The organism is Anoxybacteroides rupiense (genome assembly GCF_014196195.1).
Lineage (GTDB): Bacteria > Bacillota > Bacilli > Bacillales > Anoxybacillaceae > Anoxybacteroides > Anoxybacteroides rupiense.
Genome location: NZ_JACIDF010000003.1, coordinates 317,400 through 337,098, shown reverse-complemented (window position 1 = coordinate 337,098; position 19,699 = coordinate 317,400). Strand labels below are relative to the sequence as shown.

General features: G+C 44.1%; 21 protein-coding genes. 4 read left to right on the top strand and 17 right to left on the bottom strand.

Annotated elements, in window-relative coordinates; all coding sequences use genetic code 11:
- Positions 1–384: a TIGR04086 family membrane protein gene (locus tag GGQ95_RS07545; RefSeq protein ID WP_044744654.1), complete on the top strand. Its 384-nt coding sequence runs from the start codon at positions 1–3 to the stop codon at positions 382–384.
- Positions 385–529: 145 nt separating this feature from the next.
- Here the strand turns inward: GGQ95_RS07545 and yajC are convergent, their stop codons facing one another.
- The 16 genes from yajC to nadB form a co-directional block, all read right to left on the bottom strand.
- On the bottom strand, positions 530–799 hold the full coding sequence (gene yajC / locus GGQ95_RS07540; RefSeq protein ID WP_044744655.1) for a preprotein translocase subunit YajC: 270 nt from the start codon (positions 797–799) through the stop codon (positions 530–532).
- Positions 800–814: 15 nt separating this feature from the next.
- Complete coding sequence (gene tgt / locus GGQ95_RS07535; protein WP_066146107.1) at positions 815–1,954, bottom strand: tRNA guanosine(34) transglycosylase Tgt; 1,140 nt, start codon at positions 1,952–1,954, stop codon at positions 815–817.
- Positions 1,955–1,970: 16 nt separating this feature from the next.
- Positions 1,971–3,002 carry a tRNA preQ1(34) S-adenosylmethionine ribosyltransferase-isomerase QueA gene (gene queA / locus GGQ95_RS07530; RefSeq protein ID WP_044744657.1) on the bottom strand — a complete coding sequence of 344 codons (1,032 nt, stop codon included), beginning with the start codon at positions 3,000–3,002 and terminating at the stop codon, positions 1,971–1,973.
- A 24-nt stretch (positions 3,003–3,026) separates the two neighbouring features.
- Positions 3,027–3,233 (bottom strand): DUF2905 domain-containing protein, encoded by a 207-nt coding sequence (locus tag GGQ95_RS07525; RefSeq protein ID WP_044744658.1) that lies wholly within the window; start codon positions 3,231–3,233, stop codon positions 3,027–3,029.
- The gene (gene ruvB / locus GGQ95_RS07520; RefSeq protein WP_044744659.1) at positions 3,230–4,231 is read right to left on the bottom strand and encodes a Holliday junction branch migration DNA helicase RuvB; all 1,002 of its coding nucleotides are present in this window, start codon (positions 4,229–4,231) and stop codon (positions 3,230–3,232) included. Before ruvB ends, GGQ95_RS07525 begins: the two co-directional genes overlap by 4 nt.
- 12 nt (positions 4,232–4,243) lie before the next feature.
- Entirely contained in the window at positions 4,244–4,843 is a 600-nt protein-coding gene (gene ruvA / locus GGQ95_RS07515) for a Holliday junction branch migration protein RuvA (protein WP_044744660.1), read from the bottom strand.
- Positions 4,844–4,957: 114 nt separating this feature from the next.
- Complete coding sequence (locus GGQ95_RS07510; protein WP_044744661.1) at positions 4,958–5,440, bottom strand: intercompartmental signaling factor BofC; 483 nt, start codon at positions 5,438–5,440, stop codon at positions 4,958–4,960.
- A gap of 324 nt (positions 5,441–5,764) precedes the next feature.
- Positions 5,765–6,775 (bottom strand): DUF3231 family protein, encoded by a 1,011-nt coding sequence (locus GGQ95_RS07505; RefSeq protein WP_052660997.1) that lies wholly within the window; start codon positions 6,773–6,775, stop codon positions 5,765–5,767.
- 408 nt (positions 6,776–7,183) lie between these two features.
- A complete protein-coding gene (locus tag GGQ95_RS07500; protein ID WP_183186562.1) occupies positions 7,184–7,921 on the bottom strand; it encodes a YebC/PmpR family DNA-binding transcriptional regulator in 738 nt (245 codons plus the stop codon).
- A 298-nt stretch (positions 7,922–8,219) separates the two neighbouring features.
- Entirely contained in the window at positions 8,220–8,933 is a 714-nt protein-coding gene (locus tag GGQ95_RS07495; RefSeq protein ID WP_183186561.1) for a YhcN/YlaJ family sporulation lipoprotein, read from the bottom strand.
- 262 nt (positions 8,934–9,195) lie between these two features.
- The gene (gene nadE, locus GGQ95_RS07490) at positions 9,196–9,936 is read right to left on the bottom strand and encodes an NAD(+) synthase (protein ID WP_066146119.1); all 741 of its coding nucleotides are present in this window, start codon (positions 9,934–9,936) and stop codon (positions 9,196–9,198) included.
- 35 nt (positions 9,937–9,971) lie between these two features.
- Positions 9,972–10,916, bottom strand: a complete 945-nt coding sequence (locus GGQ95_RS07485) for a phosphotransferase (RefSeq protein ID WP_082741624.1) — start codon at positions 10,914–10,916, stop codon at positions 9,972–9,974.
- The gene (safA, locus tag GGQ95_RS07480) at positions 10,888–12,315 is read right to left on the bottom strand and encodes a SafA/ExsA family spore coat assembly protein (protein ID WP_066146123.1); all 1,428 of its coding nucleotides are present in this window, start codon (positions 12,313–12,315) and stop codon (positions 10,888–10,890) included. Before safA ends, GGQ95_RS07485 begins: the two co-directional genes overlap by 29 nt.
- Before the next feature lie 142 nt (positions 12,316–12,457).
- On the bottom strand, positions 12,458–13,561 hold the full coding sequence (nadA, locus tag GGQ95_RS07475; protein WP_159720191.1) for a quinolinate synthase NadA: 1,104 nt from the start codon (positions 13,559–13,561) through the stop codon (positions 12,458–12,460).
- A gap of 18 nt (positions 13,562–13,579) precedes the next feature.
- Entirely contained in the window at positions 13,580–14,413 is an 834-nt protein-coding gene (gene nadC, locus GGQ95_RS07470) for a carboxylating nicotinate-nucleotide diphosphorylase (protein ID WP_044744669.1), read from the bottom strand.
- On the bottom strand, positions 14,410–15,957 hold the full coding sequence (gene nadB, locus GGQ95_RS07465; protein WP_159720192.1) for an L-aspartate oxidase: 1,548 nt from the start codon (positions 15,955–15,957) through the stop codon (positions 14,410–14,412). Before nadB ends, nadC begins: the two co-directional genes overlap by 4 nt.
- 102 nt (positions 15,958–16,059) lie before the next feature.
- Here nadB and GGQ95_RS07460 point away from each other — a divergent pair, with 102 nt between their 5' ends.
- Complete coding sequence (locus GGQ95_RS07460; protein ID WP_183186560.1) at positions 16,060–17,178, top strand: IscS subfamily cysteine desulfurase; 1,119 nt, start codon at positions 16,060–16,062, stop codon at positions 17,176–17,178.
- Positions 17,179–17,198: 20 nt separating this feature from the next.
- Complete coding sequence (locus GGQ95_RS07455; protein ID WP_066146136.1) at positions 17,199–17,738, top strand: transcription repressor NadR; 540 nt, start codon at positions 17,199–17,201, stop codon at positions 17,736–17,738.
- 201 nt (positions 17,739–17,939) lie between these two features.
- Here GGQ95_RS07455 and GGQ95_RS07450 read toward each other — a convergent pair whose 3' ends face one another.
- Positions 17,940–18,761, bottom strand: a complete 822-nt coding sequence (locus GGQ95_RS07450) for an undecaprenyl-diphosphate phosphatase (RefSeq protein WP_044744673.1) — start codon at positions 18,759–18,761, stop codon at positions 17,940–17,942.
- Positions 18,762–19,108: 347 nt separating this feature from the next.
- On the opposite strand from GGQ95_RS07450, the gene GGQ95_RS07445 reads away from it, so the two are divergent.
- Positions 19,109–19,273, top strand: a complete 165-nt coding sequence (locus GGQ95_RS07445) for a hypothetical protein (protein ID WP_156450479.1) — start codon at positions 19,109–19,111, stop codon at positions 19,271–19,273.
- Positions 19,274–19,699 lie beyond the last annotated feature (426 nt).

Sequence of the window (19,699 nt, the reverse complement as noted above, 5' to 3'; positions counted from 1 at the left end):
ATGGCTAGGTTTGGCAAAGGTGTTGTCTACGGAGTTCTAACCATTTTTTTACTAGCGTTGATCATTAGCTTTTTATTATCACTTCTTTTGAAATGGACCGATATCCAAGAATCCTCATTAACATGGGTTATTTTTGCTGCATCTGTTCTATCCGTATTTATCGGTGGATTTGTCGCAGGAGGCAAAGGCAAGGAACGCGGATGGCTTATCGGTGGAACCACCAGCTTAGTGTTTACACTCCTCGTCTTTTTCTTTCAGTTTTTAGGACTTGAGCAAACATTTTCAACAAAGCAATGGATTTATCATCTCGGCTTTTTATTAGCGGCCATGCTTGGGGGAGTCATGGGAGTCAATTTGTCGTCATCCAATCGGCACGCAGATTAATATACAGCCTTCCCCACCCATTTCATTTTGAGAAGAGCGATTTCAAGCGAGTCTGATGTGAAACGGTTAAAATGATTGTAGACAAAGTCAAAACGGACTTTGTCTACAGCCTGAAGCTGCTTTTTGCCAAGCAGCCTTTTTTATTCTATTGGTTGTTCTCTGCCACAACCTCGCGAATAGCAGAGCGATCGTATGTAAGACGAGAACCGTCTCCCGCGCGGATCACGACTTTATTCTCATCGATGGAATCGATGATGCCATGCAAACCGCCGATCGTAATAATTTTATCGCCTTTTTTCAAGTTCGCTTGCATTTGCTGAACAGCCCGCTGCCGTTTTTGCTGCGGACGAATCAGCAGGAAATAGAAAATCGCGAACATGATAAGAAGCGGCAAAAGATTCACAAGCGTCGCCATAGATTTCACCCCTTTCTAAAAGTTTTTCGCATTCGGTCTATTAAATCCGTAGCGTTCAAAAAATTCTTCGCGAAAATCGCCAAGCCGATCTTCACGTATCGCTTGTCTCACTTGCTCCATTAATTTTATCAAAAAGTAAACGTTATGATAAGAAGTCAAGCGAATACCAAACGTTTCATCACATTTGATAAGATGACGAATATAGGCGCGCGTATAGTTGCGGCATGTATAGCAGCCGCAGTTCGGATCCAGCGGCGTAAAATCACGGGCGTATTGCGCATTTTTGATGACAAGGCGCCCTTCGCTTGTCATCACCGTTCCATTTCGTCCAATGCGAGTCGGCAAGACGCAATCAAACATGTCAATTCCGCGGATGGCGCCGTCAATGAGCGAGTCCGGCGAACCAACTCCCATTAAATAGCGAGGTTTATTGGCTGGTAAAAGCGGCGTTGTAAACTCAAGCACGCGATTCATGACATCTTTTGGTTCTCCTACCGACAAACCGCCGACCGCATAGCCCGGAAAATCGAGAGACACAAGATCCTGCGCGCTCTGTCTGCGTAAGTCCTCAAATTCACCGCCTTGAACAATGCCAAACAGCCCCTGTTCATTTGGACGGGCATGCGCTTTTAAACAGCGTTCCGCCCAGCGGCTTGTCCGCTCAACCGATTTTTTCATATATTCATATGTCGCAGGATACGGCGGGCATTCATCAAACGCCATCATGATATCAGAGCCGAGCGCATTTTGGATTTCCATCGCTTTTTCCGGCGAAAGAAACAGCTTGTCTCCATTTAAATGATTGCGAAAATATACGCCTTCCTCTTCAATTTTGCGAAATTCACTCAGGCTGAAGACTTGAAAGCCGCCAGAATCAGTCAGAATGCCGCGATCCCAGTTCATAAACGAATGCAATCCGCCTGCTTCTTTCACAATATCATGCCCTGGACGAAGCCATAGATGATAGGTGTTGCTTAAAATAATGCCTGCACCCATTTCTTTTAATTCCTCAGGCGATAACGTTTTGACAGTCGCTAATGTGCCGACTGGCATAAACATCGGCGTTTCAAAGGAGCCATGCGGCGTATGAATGATTCCGAGACGTGCTCCTGTTTGCTTGCATGTTTTGATAAGTTCATAACGAATCGGGGTCAAATCAATAGCTCCTTTCTTAAATAATCAGCATCGCATCACCGAAGCTAAAGAAACGATAACGCTTCTCCACCGCTTCTTTATAAGCACGCAAAACATTTTCACGCCCTGCTAAGGCGCTAACTAGCATGATTAATGTTGATTTAGGCAAGTGAAAATTCGTAATCATTCCATCAATCGCTTGAAACTGATAGCCTGGATAAATAAAGATATCCGTCCATCCGCTCTCGGCAATAAACGTTCCATTATGGCGCGATGCGATCGTTTCAAGCGTACGTGTTGATGTGGTTCCGACTGCGATAATTCGCCCGCCCTTCTCTTTCACCTCATTCAACAATCGCGCTGTCCCTTCTGTCATCTGGTAAAATTCTGCATGCATATCATGTTCTTCGATATTCTCAACATTGACGGGACGGAAGGTACCAAGTCCGACATGAAGGGTAATAAAAGCTAGATGCACTCCTTTTTGACGAATATCCTCAAGCAGCTGCTCCGTAAAATGAAGCCCTGCTGTCGGCGCTGCTGCCGAACCGCGTTCACGGGCATACACGGTTTGATACCGCTCCTGATCGTCGAGCTGTTCTTTAATATATGGAGGGAGCGGCATCTCCCCCAAGGATTCCAACACCTCATAAAATACTCCGTCATAAGCAAATTCCAGTATTCTTCCTCCGTGCTCCAACTCCTGTCTGCACGTTGCTTTTAAACGGCCGTCACCAAATAAAATGCTTGTTCCTTCTTTCACGCGCTTCGCTGGCTTCACGAGCGTTTCCCAACGGTCTCCTTCCACTTGCTTTAATAAAAGCACTTCAATTTTTGCGCCCGTATCTGATTTTTCTCCATAAAGGCGCGCCGGCAATACTCTTGTATCATTTAATACGAGACAATCCCCTTCATTCAAATACGATAAAATCGCTCGAAAGGTTTCATGATGTTTCGTTTCTCCTGTATTTTTATTGAGCATAAGCAATCTCGATGCTTCTCGGTTCGCAAGCGGTGTTTGTGCAATTAATTCCTCCGGTAAATGAAAATCAAATAAATCTATTTTCATCGCGTTCACCCATTTCTATTGTTGTTAACGAAATCGACCGATAAAATAAAACACAAGCGAAAGCACTACACTTAAAATAATAGAAGTCACAACTGGAAAGTAAAATGTTGTATTCCCCTTTTGGATGACAATATCGCCAGGAAGCCTGCCCAGCTTAATAAATTGCATCAGAAACCCCACAACAATCAAAATGGCTCCGATCATCATGATCATTTTAGGAAGACTGCTCATGATTTTGGCACCTCCATTCCAAAATGCTCATAGGCGCGATGAGTGACGATGCGCCCGCGAGGAGTCCGCTGCAAAAAGCCGATTTGCAGCAAATACGGCTCATATACATCTTCAATTGTTTGCGCTTCTTCACCAATGGTGGCCGCAAGCGTATCTACACCGACAGGACCTCCGCGAAATTTTTCCATCATCGCTCTTAATAATTTATGATCAATATGATCCAATCCTAAACGGTCAACTTGCAGCAACTCCAGCGCTTCTGTTGATAAGGCATGTGTAATCACTCCGTTGCCTTTTACTTGGGCAAAATCTCTGACTCTGCGCAACAAGCGATTGGCAATGCGCGGAGTGCCGCGCGAACAACGCGCGATCTCAACAGCAGCCGCCTCGTCAATCCTAACTTCCAGAATATCTGCTGTTCGTTTGATAATTTGCGCAAGCTGCTCCGGCTCATAATATTCCAGCCGACTGAGCACACCAAAGCGATCCCGGAGCGGTGCAGAAAGAGCACCAGCTCGTGTCGTTGCGCCCACAAGCGTGAATGGCGGCAAGTCAATACGCACCGAACGAGCCGTTTGTCCTTTGCCAATAACGATATCTAGGCAGTAATCCTCCATAGCTGGATACAGCACTTCTTCAATCGAGCGGTGAAGGCGATGAATTTCATCGATAAATAATACATCTCCAGGTTGAAGAGAAGTTAAGATCGCCGCCAGGTCTCCGGGGCGTTCGACCGCCGGTCCAGTGGTGGTGCGCAAGTTCCCCCCCATTTCGTTTGCGATAATGGCGGCCAGCGTTGTTTTTCCAAGTCCGGGCGGTCCGTATAAAAGCACATGATCCAACGTTTCGCCACGCAGCTTTGCCGCTTCAATAAAAACTTGTAAATTTTCTTTTACTTTCTCTTGTCCGATATATTCCTGCAAGCGTTGCGGGCGGAGGCTGTATTCAAGCGATACATCCTCGCTGGAGGCATCGCTGGCAACAAGACGCTCTTCCATCGTCCTTCCCTCCTATTTTAATAGTAATTGCAGCGCTCGCTTCACATATTGATCGGTAGACATCGGTTCCTTTTTTAGAGCAGGCGCCACCTTTTGAATTTCACGATCTGCATAGCCGAGAGCCTTTAGCACTTCAAGCGCCTCGTCAAAGGCATTCTCCTGCTTTTCATCCTCCCAGCTTGTAAATAAGTCGTTCGTCGCTCCTAGAATGACTCCCTGCAGTTTCCCTTTTAAATCAAGAATCATTTGTCGCGCTGTTTTTTTGCCGATGGTCGGAAATTTGCACAAAAAGGCTTCGTTTTCCTCTTCAATCGCCTGCACGAGCTGACGTACATCTCCTGAGGCTAAAATAGCAAGCCCTCCTTTCGGGCCAATGCCGGAAACTTGAAGCAGTTTCGCAAATAGCGTTCGTTCTTCGCGCGTCCGAAACCCATAAAGAGCCATGAGGTCTTCGCGCACATATTGATATGTATAGACCGTCACGATTGTATCATGACTGGGCCGAAACGAAAATGGGTTTGGCGTGAAAATTTGATAGCCAACTCCGGCCGTTTCAATGACAATATATTCTGGACAAACATACTCAATGTATCCGCGAACAAACTCAATCAACGTTTTTCCCCTTCCCTTATCCGTACTGTTTCTCATTGTACCATATGATAATAAAAAAACGAATGTATATTCCTCTTTTGCAAAACAAAAAGACTTATCGTCTGGATAAGTCTTTTACTGAGTAACGGCAAATGGCCGATAGGCTTCAATGACCTCTTTATAACGATCTTTCGAAATCACGCGAATACCTTTTTTCAGCCGTTCTTGTTGATGGCTTTCTAGCTTTTTTATATCGAGCTGGAAAAACGATTGAATCACGCGTGATGATTTTCCTGGCTTGCCTTCAAAAATAGATAAAGTTCCATCCTTTGTTAAGCCAAAATATCCATTCGCTTTTGACAAAGGTGAAATATCTTGAACCATTTTCTGGAACACAATTTGTTCATCATCAAGATTGACAAGCTGCCAGCCTTCATACTTTTTCCATATATCCTTCATCGATGTAATCGTTTCTTGTTTAATTTCTTCACTCACTTCTCCGTCCACGTATATTCGTTCTAACAAAATCGTCATTTGAGTGGCCGGCGCTTTAGCGAAGGCAGCTGAGGAACTTATAAATGAAATCGCGATAGCCAAGCAAGCCATCAAAAGCTTCATTGTCTTCCCCTCTTTCTCGGTAAATAATGAAAGCTATTTATAGTTTCACCTTTTAAGAAAATTTTATCCATAAAAAACACTCACTCAAGAAGTGAGTGTCCGGTTGTAGACAAAGTCAAAAATGAGATTTGTCTACAACCATTCTCATCCTCTATTTATGGTGTTCCACATCAGCCTGAGTGGAAAACGCTTGGCAGACAAGAAACGCAGCCGAACAAAGACAAAAATCGAACAAAAGAAATTCATGAGCAGACGAATGCGGCCAGTGACGCAGGATGAAAGCATTTAACAACGGTCTGACACTCACTCAAGAAATCAGTGTTTTTATTTCGACTCCACTACAAGCCGTTCGCGATCAAGGAAGTGAGGCGGTTGTTCAAGCCATCCGCGCTCAATCATTAAATTCACTCCATCCTCCGCATAGGCTCCCGCTTTCGCGATAAAAGAAGCGTAGAGAGCCGCTACATCTCTTCTCAATGAGAGCGCCATGGCCTGTCCATACATACCAACCCCGAGACCTGATAAGGAATTGACTAAAAACAGCATTAATCGCTCTGAGTATGGCGCAACTGTTGATTCATTGACGACTGTGTCCCATGTCATCGAAGCTGGAATATTGTCTTCCTGCAGCACCTCAAAAATGGAGGTCATGATCTCACTGCATACTTTTTGTCCTCTTAAAAAGAAGCTGCGAATTTCAGGATCCCTCGCTACTTGCGCAAATCCGATTAGCGTAGCCTTCGCGATTTCATTGTTAATGGAGTTCATCACTAAATAGGCTGCTTCAACTGCCAAAAGCGGTCGTCTGCGTCCAAGCCATCCAGTAAGAAAGCTTTGCTTTTCAACATAGTCCACTTGTTTTGGATAAGACATATAAGGAGGACGTATATATATACCTTGATTTTTCATCACGGTACGCACACGCTTATTTAATTGAGTCGCATCTTCGCTAAATTGTTTATATAGCTGATGGATATCATCCCGAGAAGCCATCACAATGGAAGTAGCATGTGAAGTGATTTTAAATTGGCTCATTTGGTTAAGATACTCTAAATAAAATGTATCGGAAAAAAGCTTTGGCGCTTGACGATTCACATGCTTATCGACCGGGAACCCGTCTGGTTTAGCAATTCCTTCCTTGCTAAATAGCTCCTCTAGACTTTGCAGATGATTTTGGACAACTTTCAATCCTTCTTCCAGAAGCACGCCCACTTCTTCATCGGCGGTTGTTAACTTAAAATGCGTGATAACGCTTTCCATCATGCTATCATATATATAGGTATTCCATATATTTGCAATTTCAGCGCTTGTTAAGCGGACTTCATTTTTCTTCATACTGATCCCTCCATGGAACATATTATGTTCCTTCCCAAAATGAAGTATGTAAAAAATCGGCCATCTGAATACCCCAAAAAAAGGAATAGCACCTTACCATTCTTGATTTACCTGTGGTGCTAGATAAAATCGGTTCATTTATCTTCCTCGTACTATATACAATCGTCCGCCAAAACTCACGGTCAGAAGTGGAGCGTCATCTGCATACTTACATGGGGATAAAGCTTTCGGGAGAAAGTGATATGGATGATCGTTGCATATAAATTCCCCCTAACACCATGGGTTTTCATTATTTTTTCTATCACTGAGTCATGATGTTGATGAACATTTTGTATCCTCTCATAAAAAATCCCATTCTCTGCAGAGAAATCACGTTCTCTCTTGCAAAGAACGGGAAATATGATCGTTTTATGGTATCGCCGTTTCATCTAAATTATGGTACACTTCTTGAACATCGTCATCATCTTCAAGCATATCAATCAGCTTGAGCATTTTCCTTAGGTCATCGCCTTCCAGCGTTGTGTAGGTTTGCGGGATCATCGTGATTTCAGCGTTTACAAACGTTAATCCATTCGCCTGAAGCTTGTTTTTCACCTCTTCAAAATGCTCAGGTGCTGTATAAATTTCAAATGAGTCGTCCATTGTTTCCATTTCTTCCGCTCCTGCTTCAATCGCTTGGAGAAGCAGCTCATCCTCGTCGATCTCTAACCCTTCGCGAGCGATGACAAGCCATCCTTTTCTTGCAAATAAATAGGACACGCATCCTGTTTCTCCAAGATTTCCGCCGTTTTTCGAAAATGCTGCGCGAACATTTGCCGCTGTGCGATTTTTATTATCCGTCAGACAAACGACCATGACTGCCACGCCACCTGGACCATACCCTTCATAACGAATTTCTTCATAGTTGGCATGCTCCTGATTGCCTGCCGCTTTGTTGATGGCCCTTTCAATATTATCGCTCGGCATATTCGCCGCTTTTGCTTTTTCAATGACGAGACGCAGCGCGGCGTTGACATTTGGATCGCCACCACCTGTTTTGGCTGCAACGTAAATTTCCTTCGCCAATTTCATAAACAGTTTGCCGCGTTTGGCATCCTGTGCATTTTTTCGACGTTGGATATTTTTCCATTTGGAATGTCCAGCCACTTTCCATTTCTCCTCTCATCATATCAAATTTTCGATATTACTATACCAAAAATAGCGGAAGCATGAAACAGTTGCCAAGCGATATAGATGCAGCTTGAAGAGTGTATAAATCAACAAAATAACAGATGTTTCTAATAATTCAATGTCACACTTTGCTCCCATCGCACATTCGCTTAATGAAAGCCCGACTGTACCAGCTAACTTCATAATTGGAGGACGATACCGTTTTTTCGTGAGGAGGTCTAGACCGTTTGAAAAGAAAAAGGAGATGCCATTTGCCGGCATCTCCCTGCAGCATTTATCGTGTATTGGTTGGAGTTTCCATTATTTTCCCTTTATAAAAAATCGTCTTTAAATCCCGGTTAATTTCTTCAAACGGGCGGCCGTAACGTATGTTATTGTCAATGACGCGAGCGCGCTGATACATGCTTGGATTCGAAACGACGCGCACATGCTTTCCTTTCGTATATGGAGCGATCGCTTTCGCTACATTTTGCTCCGTACGATTTGCATCTTTTCCTCCCGTTTGAATGGCTACTAATACATGGTCCTTATATACAAGCGCCTGGGCATCGCTGACATTTTTGACTTTAGCCGCTTCTTTGGCTACCTGCTCGGCAAAACGTCCGTCATAATGGTCGTAATAAGAAGGATGTGTTTTATCATTTTGCAAGTGACCATGATAATTTTGGTCTGCTTTGCCGAAATTCGCTTCTAGAGGCAGCGATGGAGTCGACCGATCGTAACGATCTCGACGAAGCGCATCCGTACCGAAAAAATCCGCAACTGGACCATTTTGGTTGTCCATCATATAGGCATTTCCGTCATTCTCAATATTTGTTCCGTAACGGCCATACGTATATGGCGTATTTGTCCGATCCGTTGAATAATAACCGATCGGTCTTGTTTCATCTCGATAGCGTGTTGCCCGATCTTCCGCATCGTAATTTGCGCATGCGGCAAGCCCGCTCACACAACAAAAAACGCCTATTGCCGCGATTGTTTTTCTCAACGGAAAAACCCCCTTTATTTGCCTTGGGTCAAGCACCTTGACCCATTTTTAGCTTGGCAAATAAGAGGGGATTTTATCGCTGTTAGTTAGCGGTAAAAATCAAGTTCTGATATCGGTATAATTCCTTTTGAACAACCAACCTATCCATAAAGGCAGGCGAAATCATGGTATTTGGTTCATCTCATTTGAATATGGCTTATGCTATTGAAAGCAAAACGAGGATTTTGTTAGAGAAACCGAGAAGCTTGTTGGCCCATACACATTAAAATTTTGGCGGCGCAGCGGCCAACTGGCGTTTATGATGTGAACGATGATGTAGCTTCTCAATGATGGACCGATCTTTTTCCGGAATTTCTTCCCCTTTTAAATATTTATCAATCATTTCATAAGTTGTTCCCATTTCATTTTCATCTGTTTGGCCTTCCCAAAGACCCGCACTTGGCGCTTTTGTAATAATTTCCTCAGGCACACCAAGAATTCGGGCCATTTCGCGAACTTCGCCTTTTGTAAAATGAACAAGCGGAACAAGATCGACACCGCCATCTCCATATTTGGTAAAATAACCTGTGTGCCATTCAGCCGCGTTGTCAGTTCCAACTACGATATACCCATAATTGTTGGCGACCGCATATAGCGTTGTCATCCGCAAACGCGCTCGCGTATTGGCATCGCCAAGACGCGCCGCCTCCTCATTCCATTCTCCTTTTTCTTTAAGCTGTTTTTCGATTTCTGCAAATAATGTTTGATGCGTCTCTGTTAAATCAATCACAAAGTGGCGAATACCCGAGCTTTCAACGACCTTTAATGCATCCTCTTGATCCTTTGGATTGCTCTTGCACGGCATAATTAATCCTAAAGAGTTGTCCGGAAAAGCCCGTTTAATAAGATGCGCCACCACAGCCGAATCAATTCCGCCGCTAATCCCGACAATCGCCCCGTTCAATCCAGCTTTGCTTACTTGTTCGCGAAGCCAGGCCACTAACTTTTCAATTTTCTCCTCCATGATTCAACTTCCTTTCACGAAAAATAAGATATACGTTATCTTATCATATTGGCGATTTTTTGCACAAACTGTTTGCGATGTTCAAAGTATGGAATCGCGAAAGGCTTTCGCTTCTTCATCAATGATCGGCATTCGCGAAATATATCGCTTGGAAAAATCAAGGCCATTAAAAACCATGGCTTTTCTAAAAAAGCTTCCAATATAGGACATTTTTTCAATAAAGCAAAAGACCATTGCATATATGGCAATATGCGATTGGCATATTGCAAATAATCGATGCCGCTTGGAGCGACCGCTATTAAGTCATAATCAATTAAATAGGCACTTCCGTTTTCAGCCCGCAAAAAATTGTGTGAAGCGACATCGCCATGAATAATGGTCATCGGTTCTGCTAATAAAGAAGGAATGAATAAAGGAATTTTTTCTAAGCTATATTGGGCACATTGCAAAATAAAAGTAAGCTCCTCATGCCTCATGATTTGCTGCCATACCGGCAAATCATGAAGAAAAGATAAATATCTTTGCTTCCATCTTTCACACAGCTGATAATAAGGCAGCATAGTGGCAACAAACGGCTGCTGCAGCAAACGCTGCGAAAAAATATGGTACTCATAAAGCAGGCAAAGGCCTTCGTTTCGATCTTTCTCGCTTGTAAAAACAAACGGATTGGAATGCGGAATATACTCCTGCAGCGTCCAACAGGCATTTTCAGAAACGACCACCCCAGTAATAGAGGGAGCGGCTTGAAAGCCTGCCTGTTTTAATAAACGAATAAACATCTGCTGCCGCGACGCTTCAAAAAAGGTGCGATATTTTTTCACAATCCATTTTCCTTTATTTGTATCAATTATTTGTACATGTGGCTTAATAGCCGCCGCTTCCTCCACGCACAACCCATATTCCGCTTGAAGCAAAAGAAAGAGACGATGGCTCTCACCGTCTCCTATATGTCTATTCTTCGTAGTCGCTGCTTTCCCCATATTCTGGCATCATAAAAAATTGTTGTGGATTTTGCGGGAAAGCGGCAGGTTGTGGCGACTGGTAATAAGATGGCTGTCCCGGCCCTTGTGCATACGGATAAGCTGGTGCCGCGGCTGGATATGGTGAAAAGCTTGACGGCTGCTGTTGCGGATACGGCGAATAATAGCCAGGAGCCGTTGATCCGTACATTGGTTGATAGGTTTGTACAGGCCAACCATAGCAAGGCATCATCGGAACCGGGTAACATCCTCCTGACATCTGCTGCGGAGATACCATCATTGGTTCTTCAGGTGGTTGAACATTAGGCGGCATATTCATATTAGGCGATACATTAGGTGATACATTAGGCTGAAGGTTCGGGGAAGCATTTGGCTGTATATTCGCTGATGAAGCCGGCGGTGCTGGCGGTCCCCACTCATGCGATTCGATGCTTTCCTGTACTCCAGGAAACGGATGCGAGCCGCTCTCCCCGTAGAATGGTGCGACAGGCTGCGAGAACGGCGCAGCCATCGGCGCTACCGGAGCCTGCGGATAATAAAATCCATAACCTGGCATGACAGGAGTAACCGGAATGCAGCCTTGCTCTTGAGGTGGCAAGTAAGCTGGCATCTGGTAGGTCGGCTGTTGTGGCTGCGCAATCGGAACATATGGAATGGTCGGCAGTTCCGGCGGTTGATCATGTTGATCGTATGATGGATGCTCCTGATTCTCTGATGGCTCTATGTCCGTATCTGGCTTCATAATATTCGGTAAAATGTTGTCCGGCTTTGGCGGAATCGGCGGCAGGCCAGGTATTTGATTTGGATAATTCACATTTGATTGCGGCGAAATCGATGGATTAGCTTGGAATGGTGTTTTGTGATCATGCTTTTCTGCCGCTTGATTCACGCCAATATTAGATTTAGGTGGCTCATAAGACGGCTGCTTTGGTAGTTCTTTCGGAATATTGGCCGTCGGCGCTTTCGGAGTTTCCTTTGGCTTTTTCTCAATTGGTGCTGTCGGTTTGGGCTTCGGCACTTCATTTATCGGTATTTCTTGAGCAGGCGGATTAATGTTCACGTTCGGAGCGATTTCAGCTTCAAAATTGAATGAAGCAAACGGTTTAGCGTTGGAAAATGGATGCTCTTGAACCGGCTCTTCTTTTTTCGGATATTCCTTTTTTGGATGTTCTTTGTTCGGATACTCTTTTTTTGGATATTCCTTCTTTGGATACTCTTTGTTTGGTGCTTCTTTTTTTACCGGAACCCCTGCAGTCGGAATTTTAATTTTCATTCCCGGCATAATTAAATCCGGATTGCTTAATTGGCCATTTAAGTGCTTTAACTGCTCAAAATCAACTCCGTATTTTTGCGCGATTTTCCAAAGCGTATCTCCTTTTTGCACAATATGGATTTTCACTCCGTTCCCCCTCCTACACTCAAACAATAATCATTCTATTTCATTGGCACGTTGTCATCATCATCCTTCAACATAACTTATGAAGCAAAAAATGAATTTATGATAAAAAAATAACAAGGTCTGCATATAGACCTTGTTATGTCTAAGCGAGCGCCAACATTCTCTTTAATGCTTGTACGGCATCTTCGGCAATGGAGACCGGCACGGTGATTGGATTGATGATATTTCCTTGCTCTAATGATTCCAACGCCCATAGCAAATGTGGCAAATCAATGCGATTCATCGTTAAACATGGACACATGTAAGGGTTCAAAGAAATAATTTCTTTATCAGGATGCTGTTGAATTAACCGGTTGACGAGATTCATTTCCGTTCCAATCGCCCATTTGCTCCCAGAAGGAGCTTTTTCAATCATCTCAATAATATATTTAGTAGAACCGGCATAATCTGATTTTTGTACGACTTCCCAGCTGCACTCTGGATGGACAATAATATTCATATCCGGTTTTGTTTTCCGAATGTAGTCGATATGCTTCACTTGAAAATTTTCATGAACGGAACAATGTCCTTTCCAAAGAATGACTTTAATTCGCTTGATATCTCCCTCGTACTCAAGCGAGTCCGTTAACGGGTTCCAAACCGCCATTTCATTAAGCGCAATGCCAAGTTTATATGCCGTATTTCTGCCTAAATGTTGATCCGGCAAAAAGAAGATCCGCTCTTTTTGTCCAAGCGCCCAAGCGACCATTTTTTCTGCATTCGAAGAAGTCACGGTCGCTCCACCGTTTCGCCCTACAAATGCTTTAATGGCTGCTGTCGAGTTCACATAGGTTAACGGCAAAATCGTATCGCCAAACAGTTCTTGTAAAATCGGCCATGCTCGTTCCACTTGCGCCATATCCGCCATATCGGCCATCGAACAGCCTGCGCGCATATCCGGCAAAATGACTTTTTGGTGGTTTCCTGTTAAGATATCCGCCGTTTCCGCCATAAAATGAACACCGCAAAAAACAATATATTCTGCTTGCTTATTTTTTGCGGCCACCTGTGCGAGCTGTAAAGAATCCCCTGTTGCATCCGCAAACTGAATGACTTCATCCTTTTGATAATGATGTCCAGGGATAAATAGCTTCTCCCCCATTTTCTCCTTAATCTTCCGAACACGCTCCTCCATTTCAACCGCGTTAAGCGTTTTATACACTTCTGGCATATGATCCTGTTTTTGCATCATTTCCAATACGTTCATATTTCGTTCCCTCCTCTTTTATCCTTCAATATTAAAACTAATATCGAGCGCTTTCACAGAATGAGTTAAAAAGCCTAACGAAATATAATCAACGCCTGTATCGCCATACTCGGCAAGATTTTCAAGGGTGATGCCGCCGGAAGCCTCTGTAATAATAGCAGAAGGCACAAGCTGAACAAACTCTCTAATTTCTTCTGGTGTCCGGTTATCAAACATAATGACATCCGCTCCTGCCTTTACGGCCTCTATTACTTGTTCCCTCGTTTCCGTCTCCACTTCGATTTTAACCATATGACCAAGCTGCTGGCGCACGGTATGAACCGCTTTTGTAATAGAGCCGCAAAAGGCAATATGGTTATCCTTTATCATCACCGCATCGTATAAACCAAAGCGATGGTTATATCCGCCGCCGCATGTGACCGCATATTTTTCCAGCATTCGAAGTCCTGGAGTTGTTTTGCGCGTATCGCAAATGCGCGTATATTCGCTATTTAACGTCATCACCGCCTGATGAGTAATGGTAGCGATGCCGCTCATTCTCTGAATCAAATTCAAAATGACACGTTCGCCCGTTAATAACGGAGCAATGGGACCGGAAACCGAAGCAATGACGTCTCCTTTATCTACTTTTTCGCCATCTCGCTTATATAGCGTAACGCTAATCGATGGGTCCAGCAGGTGGTACGCGGTTTTCATAATGTCAGCGCCAGAGAAAATACCGGCTTCCTTAACAAGAAATGAACCAGAAGCTAAATGATGATGAGGAAAAATCGTCTCGCTAGTCACATCACGTTCGCCAATATCTTCTAAAAAAAACTGTTGCAGCATTTGTTGCAGCTTGATGATATTCATGCTGTTCCTCCTATTCTCGCGAAAAATTCCTCTTTTGTTCGTAAAATCCGCCGCTTTTTCCAATGCATGGCCTCTGTCGGGTAATCCGAACGGTAATGGCCGCCGCGGCTTTCTGTACGCTTAAGCGCTGAGGTAGTGATCAGCCATCCAGTAATGAGCATGTAAGCAACGGTGATTTCTTCTTCTGTCCATGAAGTGACGTCGGTCTTGACAAGCTCCGGAATAGAAAATTGCTCCAGCCACTTTCTTGCGGTCGCTAAGCTTCGTTCATCTCTCACAATCCCTACATATCGCATCATGATCTCTTGAATTTGTCCCTTATCCGGCAACGAGCCTGTAAAGCTTTTAACCGAATTCGGCTTGACAAACGGAAAGCGTCGCCCCTTTTCTGCACTCCCGCGTTGCTTCAACACTTCAGCTAAACGAGCGCCAAACACCAGTCCCTCAAGCAGCGAATTGCTCGCCAAGCGGTTAGCGCCATGTACTCCAGTACAAGCCACTTCTCCGACTGCATACAAGCCCGCAAGCGATGTTTGTCCCGATAAATCAACTTGGATTCCTCCCATTAAAAAATGAGCGCCTGGTACAACAGGAAGCCGGCCATCCTGCAAACCAACACCGTGAGTCTCGCATAATTTCGCTATTGTTGGAAATCGCTCCGCAAAATTTTTAATCATCGAAATGTCGAGATAGACACGGCCGCCTTTGGCGGTTTCGGCATGGATCGCCCGAGCTACGACGTCTCTTGGCGCTAAATCTTGCTGTGGATGGATGGACTCCATCAATTTTTTCCCATCTTCTGTGACCAGTACCGCCCCTTCTCCCCGCACAGCTTCAGAAATCAATCCGACCGCCCTGCCATTCACATAAAGCATCGTGGGGTGAAATTGAATAAATTCCATATCCGTCACAGCTGCACCGGCCCGATACGCTAAGGCAATACCATCTCCAGTCACCGTTTCAGCATTAGAGGAGAAAGAATACAGCCTTCCACAGCCGCCGGTTGATAATACAACGGCATCCGCATAATAAGCACCTGTTTTCGTGCGCACACCGATACAGCGCCCGTCAGCGACAAGCAAATCAATGACGCGCTCATCTTCCACTATGGTGACATGGCCGTATAGCTTTTCCATTAAAAACGAGGTCATCGCTTTTCCCGTCTGATCGCCTCCTGCATGCAAAATTCTCCGCTGGCTATGGGCTCCTTCATTTCCAAAATGAAAATGTCCGTTTTGATCCGTATCGAATTGCAAGCCGGTTTCCACCAGCTCTAAAAGCCGTTTCGGGCCTTCCTGAACGAGAATTTCTACAGCACGTTCATCATTATGATCTGCTCCAGCAATGATCGTGTCTTGATAGTGAAAATGCCAATGATCTTGGCCAGACAAAGCAGCAGCGATACCTCCTTGCGCTAACCAAGAATTACTCTCTTCTTTTTTCGCTTTTGTGAAAATTATCACATTTTTATGCTCAAACAAATGATAAGCCGTTACGAGCGATGCTAGGCCTCCGCCTACAATAATCACATCCGCTTGTGGCATACAAAAGCCCCCTGTTATTATTTACTGTCTTGACACCTATATTGACACATAATTAAACTGATGACAAGACTTTTATTTTTCCAAATGTGAGGGAATGATTATATGATTTATCTTGATTATGCAGCGACAACACCCATGAGCGAAGAAGCATTAACCGCTTATACAAAGGCGGCTTCATCATATTTCGGCAATTCAAGTAGCTTACATGATATCGGCAGCCACGCAGCCCAGCTTCTGCACATTTGCCGCCAGCAGCTTGCCGAATTGATCGGCGGCGATGAAAGAGGTCTTTATTTTACAAGCGGCGGTACAGAATCCAATCTTCTTGCCGTCCGTTCGATGATTGAGGCCCATCGCCATAAAGGAAATCATTTAATTACAACAGCAACCGAGCACGCATCGTTATATCATTTATTTCAACAGCTTGAAACGGAAGGCTATGAAGTCACGTATTTATCTGTAGATCGCTTCGGCCAAATTGATCTGGCTGAGTTGGAAAATGCCATCACTCCGCAAACAATTTTGGCTTCGATTCAGCATGCAAACTCCGAAATCGGCACCACTCAGCCGATTCAAGAGATCGCCAAACGCTTGCGAAAACACGGGGTCATCTTTCATAGCGACTGTGTACAAACCTTTGGTAAAATACAAGTGGATGTACAAAAAATGGGGATAGACAGCTTATCTATCTCCTCGCATAAAATTTATGGCCCTAAAGGGGTCGGGGCTGTCTATATTGATCCGCGCATCAAATGGACCTCTTGCTTCCTCCAGGCAACACACGAATTTGGGTTTCGCCCTGGAACTGTGAATGTGCCAGGCATTGCGTCATTTGTCACCGCTGCGCAGCAGGCCTGCGAACATTTAGCCGATGAACATGCGCGGCTTGAACACCTTCGTCAGTATACAATTTCACGAATTCATGAGAAGCGGCTGCCTGTTGCCATTGAAGGACATCCCGACGCCCACTTGCCAAACATCCTCGGTCTTTCAGTACAAGGAATGGAGGGGCAATATGCAATGCTTGAGTGCAACCGCTACGGCATCGCCATTTCGACAGGGAGTGCTTGTCAGGTCGGAAAGCAAGCTCCTTCACGGACGATGATCGCAATTGGAAAGGAAGAAGATGAAGCGAAGCAATTCGTCCGCATTTCATTTGGCAAGTGGACGACACTAAACGAAATAGACCGTCTTTTAACCGTGTTGGAAACCATTTGTTAACAACGAAAGGAGTAGAGCCTATGAAAATCGAGAAGAAAATTTTAGGGGAGAAGCGGCGAGAGCTGATTTTAAAATGGCTCAAAGAAAGCGGACTGCCGCTTACCGGAGCGGAGCTAGCGGCAAAAGCGAACGTCAGCCGTCAAGTCATCGTCCAAGACATTTCGCTGCTTAAAGCGCGTAACGAACCGATTATCGCCACAAGCCAAGGCTATCTCTACTTAAAAACGCCGGCTCCTAACCAAATTTATACGCGCACCATAGCCTGCTACCATACACCGGAACAAACAAAAGAAGAGCTATACTTAATTGTCGATCATGGAGTGACCATAAAGGATGTAAAAATTGAACACCCCGTCTACGGCGATTTAACGGCTTCTGTCATGGTCAGCAGTCGTCAAGAAGTGGATCAGTTCATTCAAAAAATTAAACAAACCAACTCCTCCTACTTGCTTCAGCTCACAGACGGCACGCATCTTCATACGCTCGAAGCCGATTCGCTGGCCAAGCTTGACGCCGCTTGCCAAGCGCTGCAAAAAGCTGGTTTTTTAATTGAATCGTAATGCGAAATCAGGTTGTAGGCAAAGTCCATTTTGATTTTGTCTACAACCATTTTTCATTTTATCGTTTATAGTGACATCTCCACAACAGGCTAGCTTTCACCCATAATAAAACACCGTTCTTGTTTAGAACGGTGTTAAAACAAAAAGCACCTCTCCCCCCTACACTCTGTTTAGAGATAGGAAGCTTCTCAATTCGATCTGTTAAAAATAGAGAATATAGATCAAACACGCTAATGCGATTCGATAAACGGCAAAAGGAATCAACCGAATGCGATTAATTAATTGAAGGAAAAACTTTATGGAAATTAACGCGAAAATAAAAGCGCTAATAAACCCTACTATAAAAAATGGTATCACATCTACGGTGAAATACTTCCATTTGCTTACGAGAGACAAAAAACTCGCCCCTGCCATAATCGGAACCGCCATAATAAACGTAAAATCGGCCGCCGCCCGGTAGCTCATTCCAAGCAGCACACCGCCTGATATGGTCGAGCCAGAACGAGAAAATCCAGGCCACAACGATAAGCATTGAATTAGCCCAATGAAAAAGGCTTGTTTATATGTAATCTGATCCACTGTCTCAACCGTTTGTTTGCGCCCACCGAATAAATCCGCGGCAATCATTAATAGGGCCCCAATGACCAGACCAATCAAAACCGTCTTTGTCGAAAATAAATGTTCATCAATATAATCTTCAAATAAAACACCCAAAATTCCTGCAGGCAATAATCCAACAATCACATGGGTTAAGCGAAGCCGGTTCGGCCGGTCGCTTGTCCCTTTTTTCAACCCTAATAGCTCAATAAATCGATTTCGGAACACAACGACCACCGCCAGAATCGAACCAAGCTGAATGACAACTTTAAAGGTATTCGCTACTCTTTCATTTAAAAAATCTTGAGAGCGAAGCCACATATCATCCACAATAATCATATGGCCAGTTGAAGAAACAGGGGCAAATTCTGTTAGGCCTTCCACAGCACCTAAAATAAGTCCGACAAGTAGTTCCCATAAGCTCATAGATTTAGTCTCCTTACCTTTTATTTTGCTTATTCATTTTTATAGAACGCTTCCTTACAAATGCCCATAAAAACGGCCGTATGCTAAAGACGCATAGGCCCACCAAGGCACGCTTAAAGCAAAAGCACCCCCTTCATCGCCAAAAAACGCATAGCCCCCAAATCGCCATAAGCAGAGGGGTCGATAAGCGCGCAATAAAGAATGAGCTCCTTTTGCTCTGTCCAACATTCTTGATGATATTTTAAGGAACCCATTTTTTAGATCTTTTCTATGGCTTGTTCCATGATGATTTCGACACTGAATCCACCGTTTGCGAAAGATCTCTATCCTACGAAAGGATGGCATAGATGCCCCATTCCCAAGCAGAAATTGCTGTTTTCGACGGTCGGAGACAAGTCACGGACTTGTCTCGGTCACGCCGAGAAAATGGTGACACGCTTCATTGGATGGCACCGCTAAAAGAAAGATTCACTCCAGCTGCACAAGAGCTTTTAAACGATATCAACCTATAATACTCAAATAAACTTTTATATATGTTTCATTTTTTCATGGACAAAGATGGGCCTTATTCTTTTTGGTCATTCCGTTTCATTCTGTTGTTACTGAATGCTACGGCCTTTAAACGGCACAAAAATGGTAAGCCCCGCTTGATATCATGCTATTTCTAGCACCAGTCTTTATTTTTTAGGAGCCGTATTCTTTCATTTCGTTGCTGCTAAGATGGATTCCATTAACAATCGGGACTATCATTTTGGCTATTGGTATTATACTTGGGTTTATTAAATTTTTCAAAAGTAAGCGATAAAAATAAAAAAATTTCCTCCAATGATCCTAGCCCGTTCATTGAACAATGATAATGGAGGCTTTTCACGAGCCTCTCCCATCTATACTTTAAATATGTTCATAAGGAAACCATTGAAAATAATACCTTAGATGAC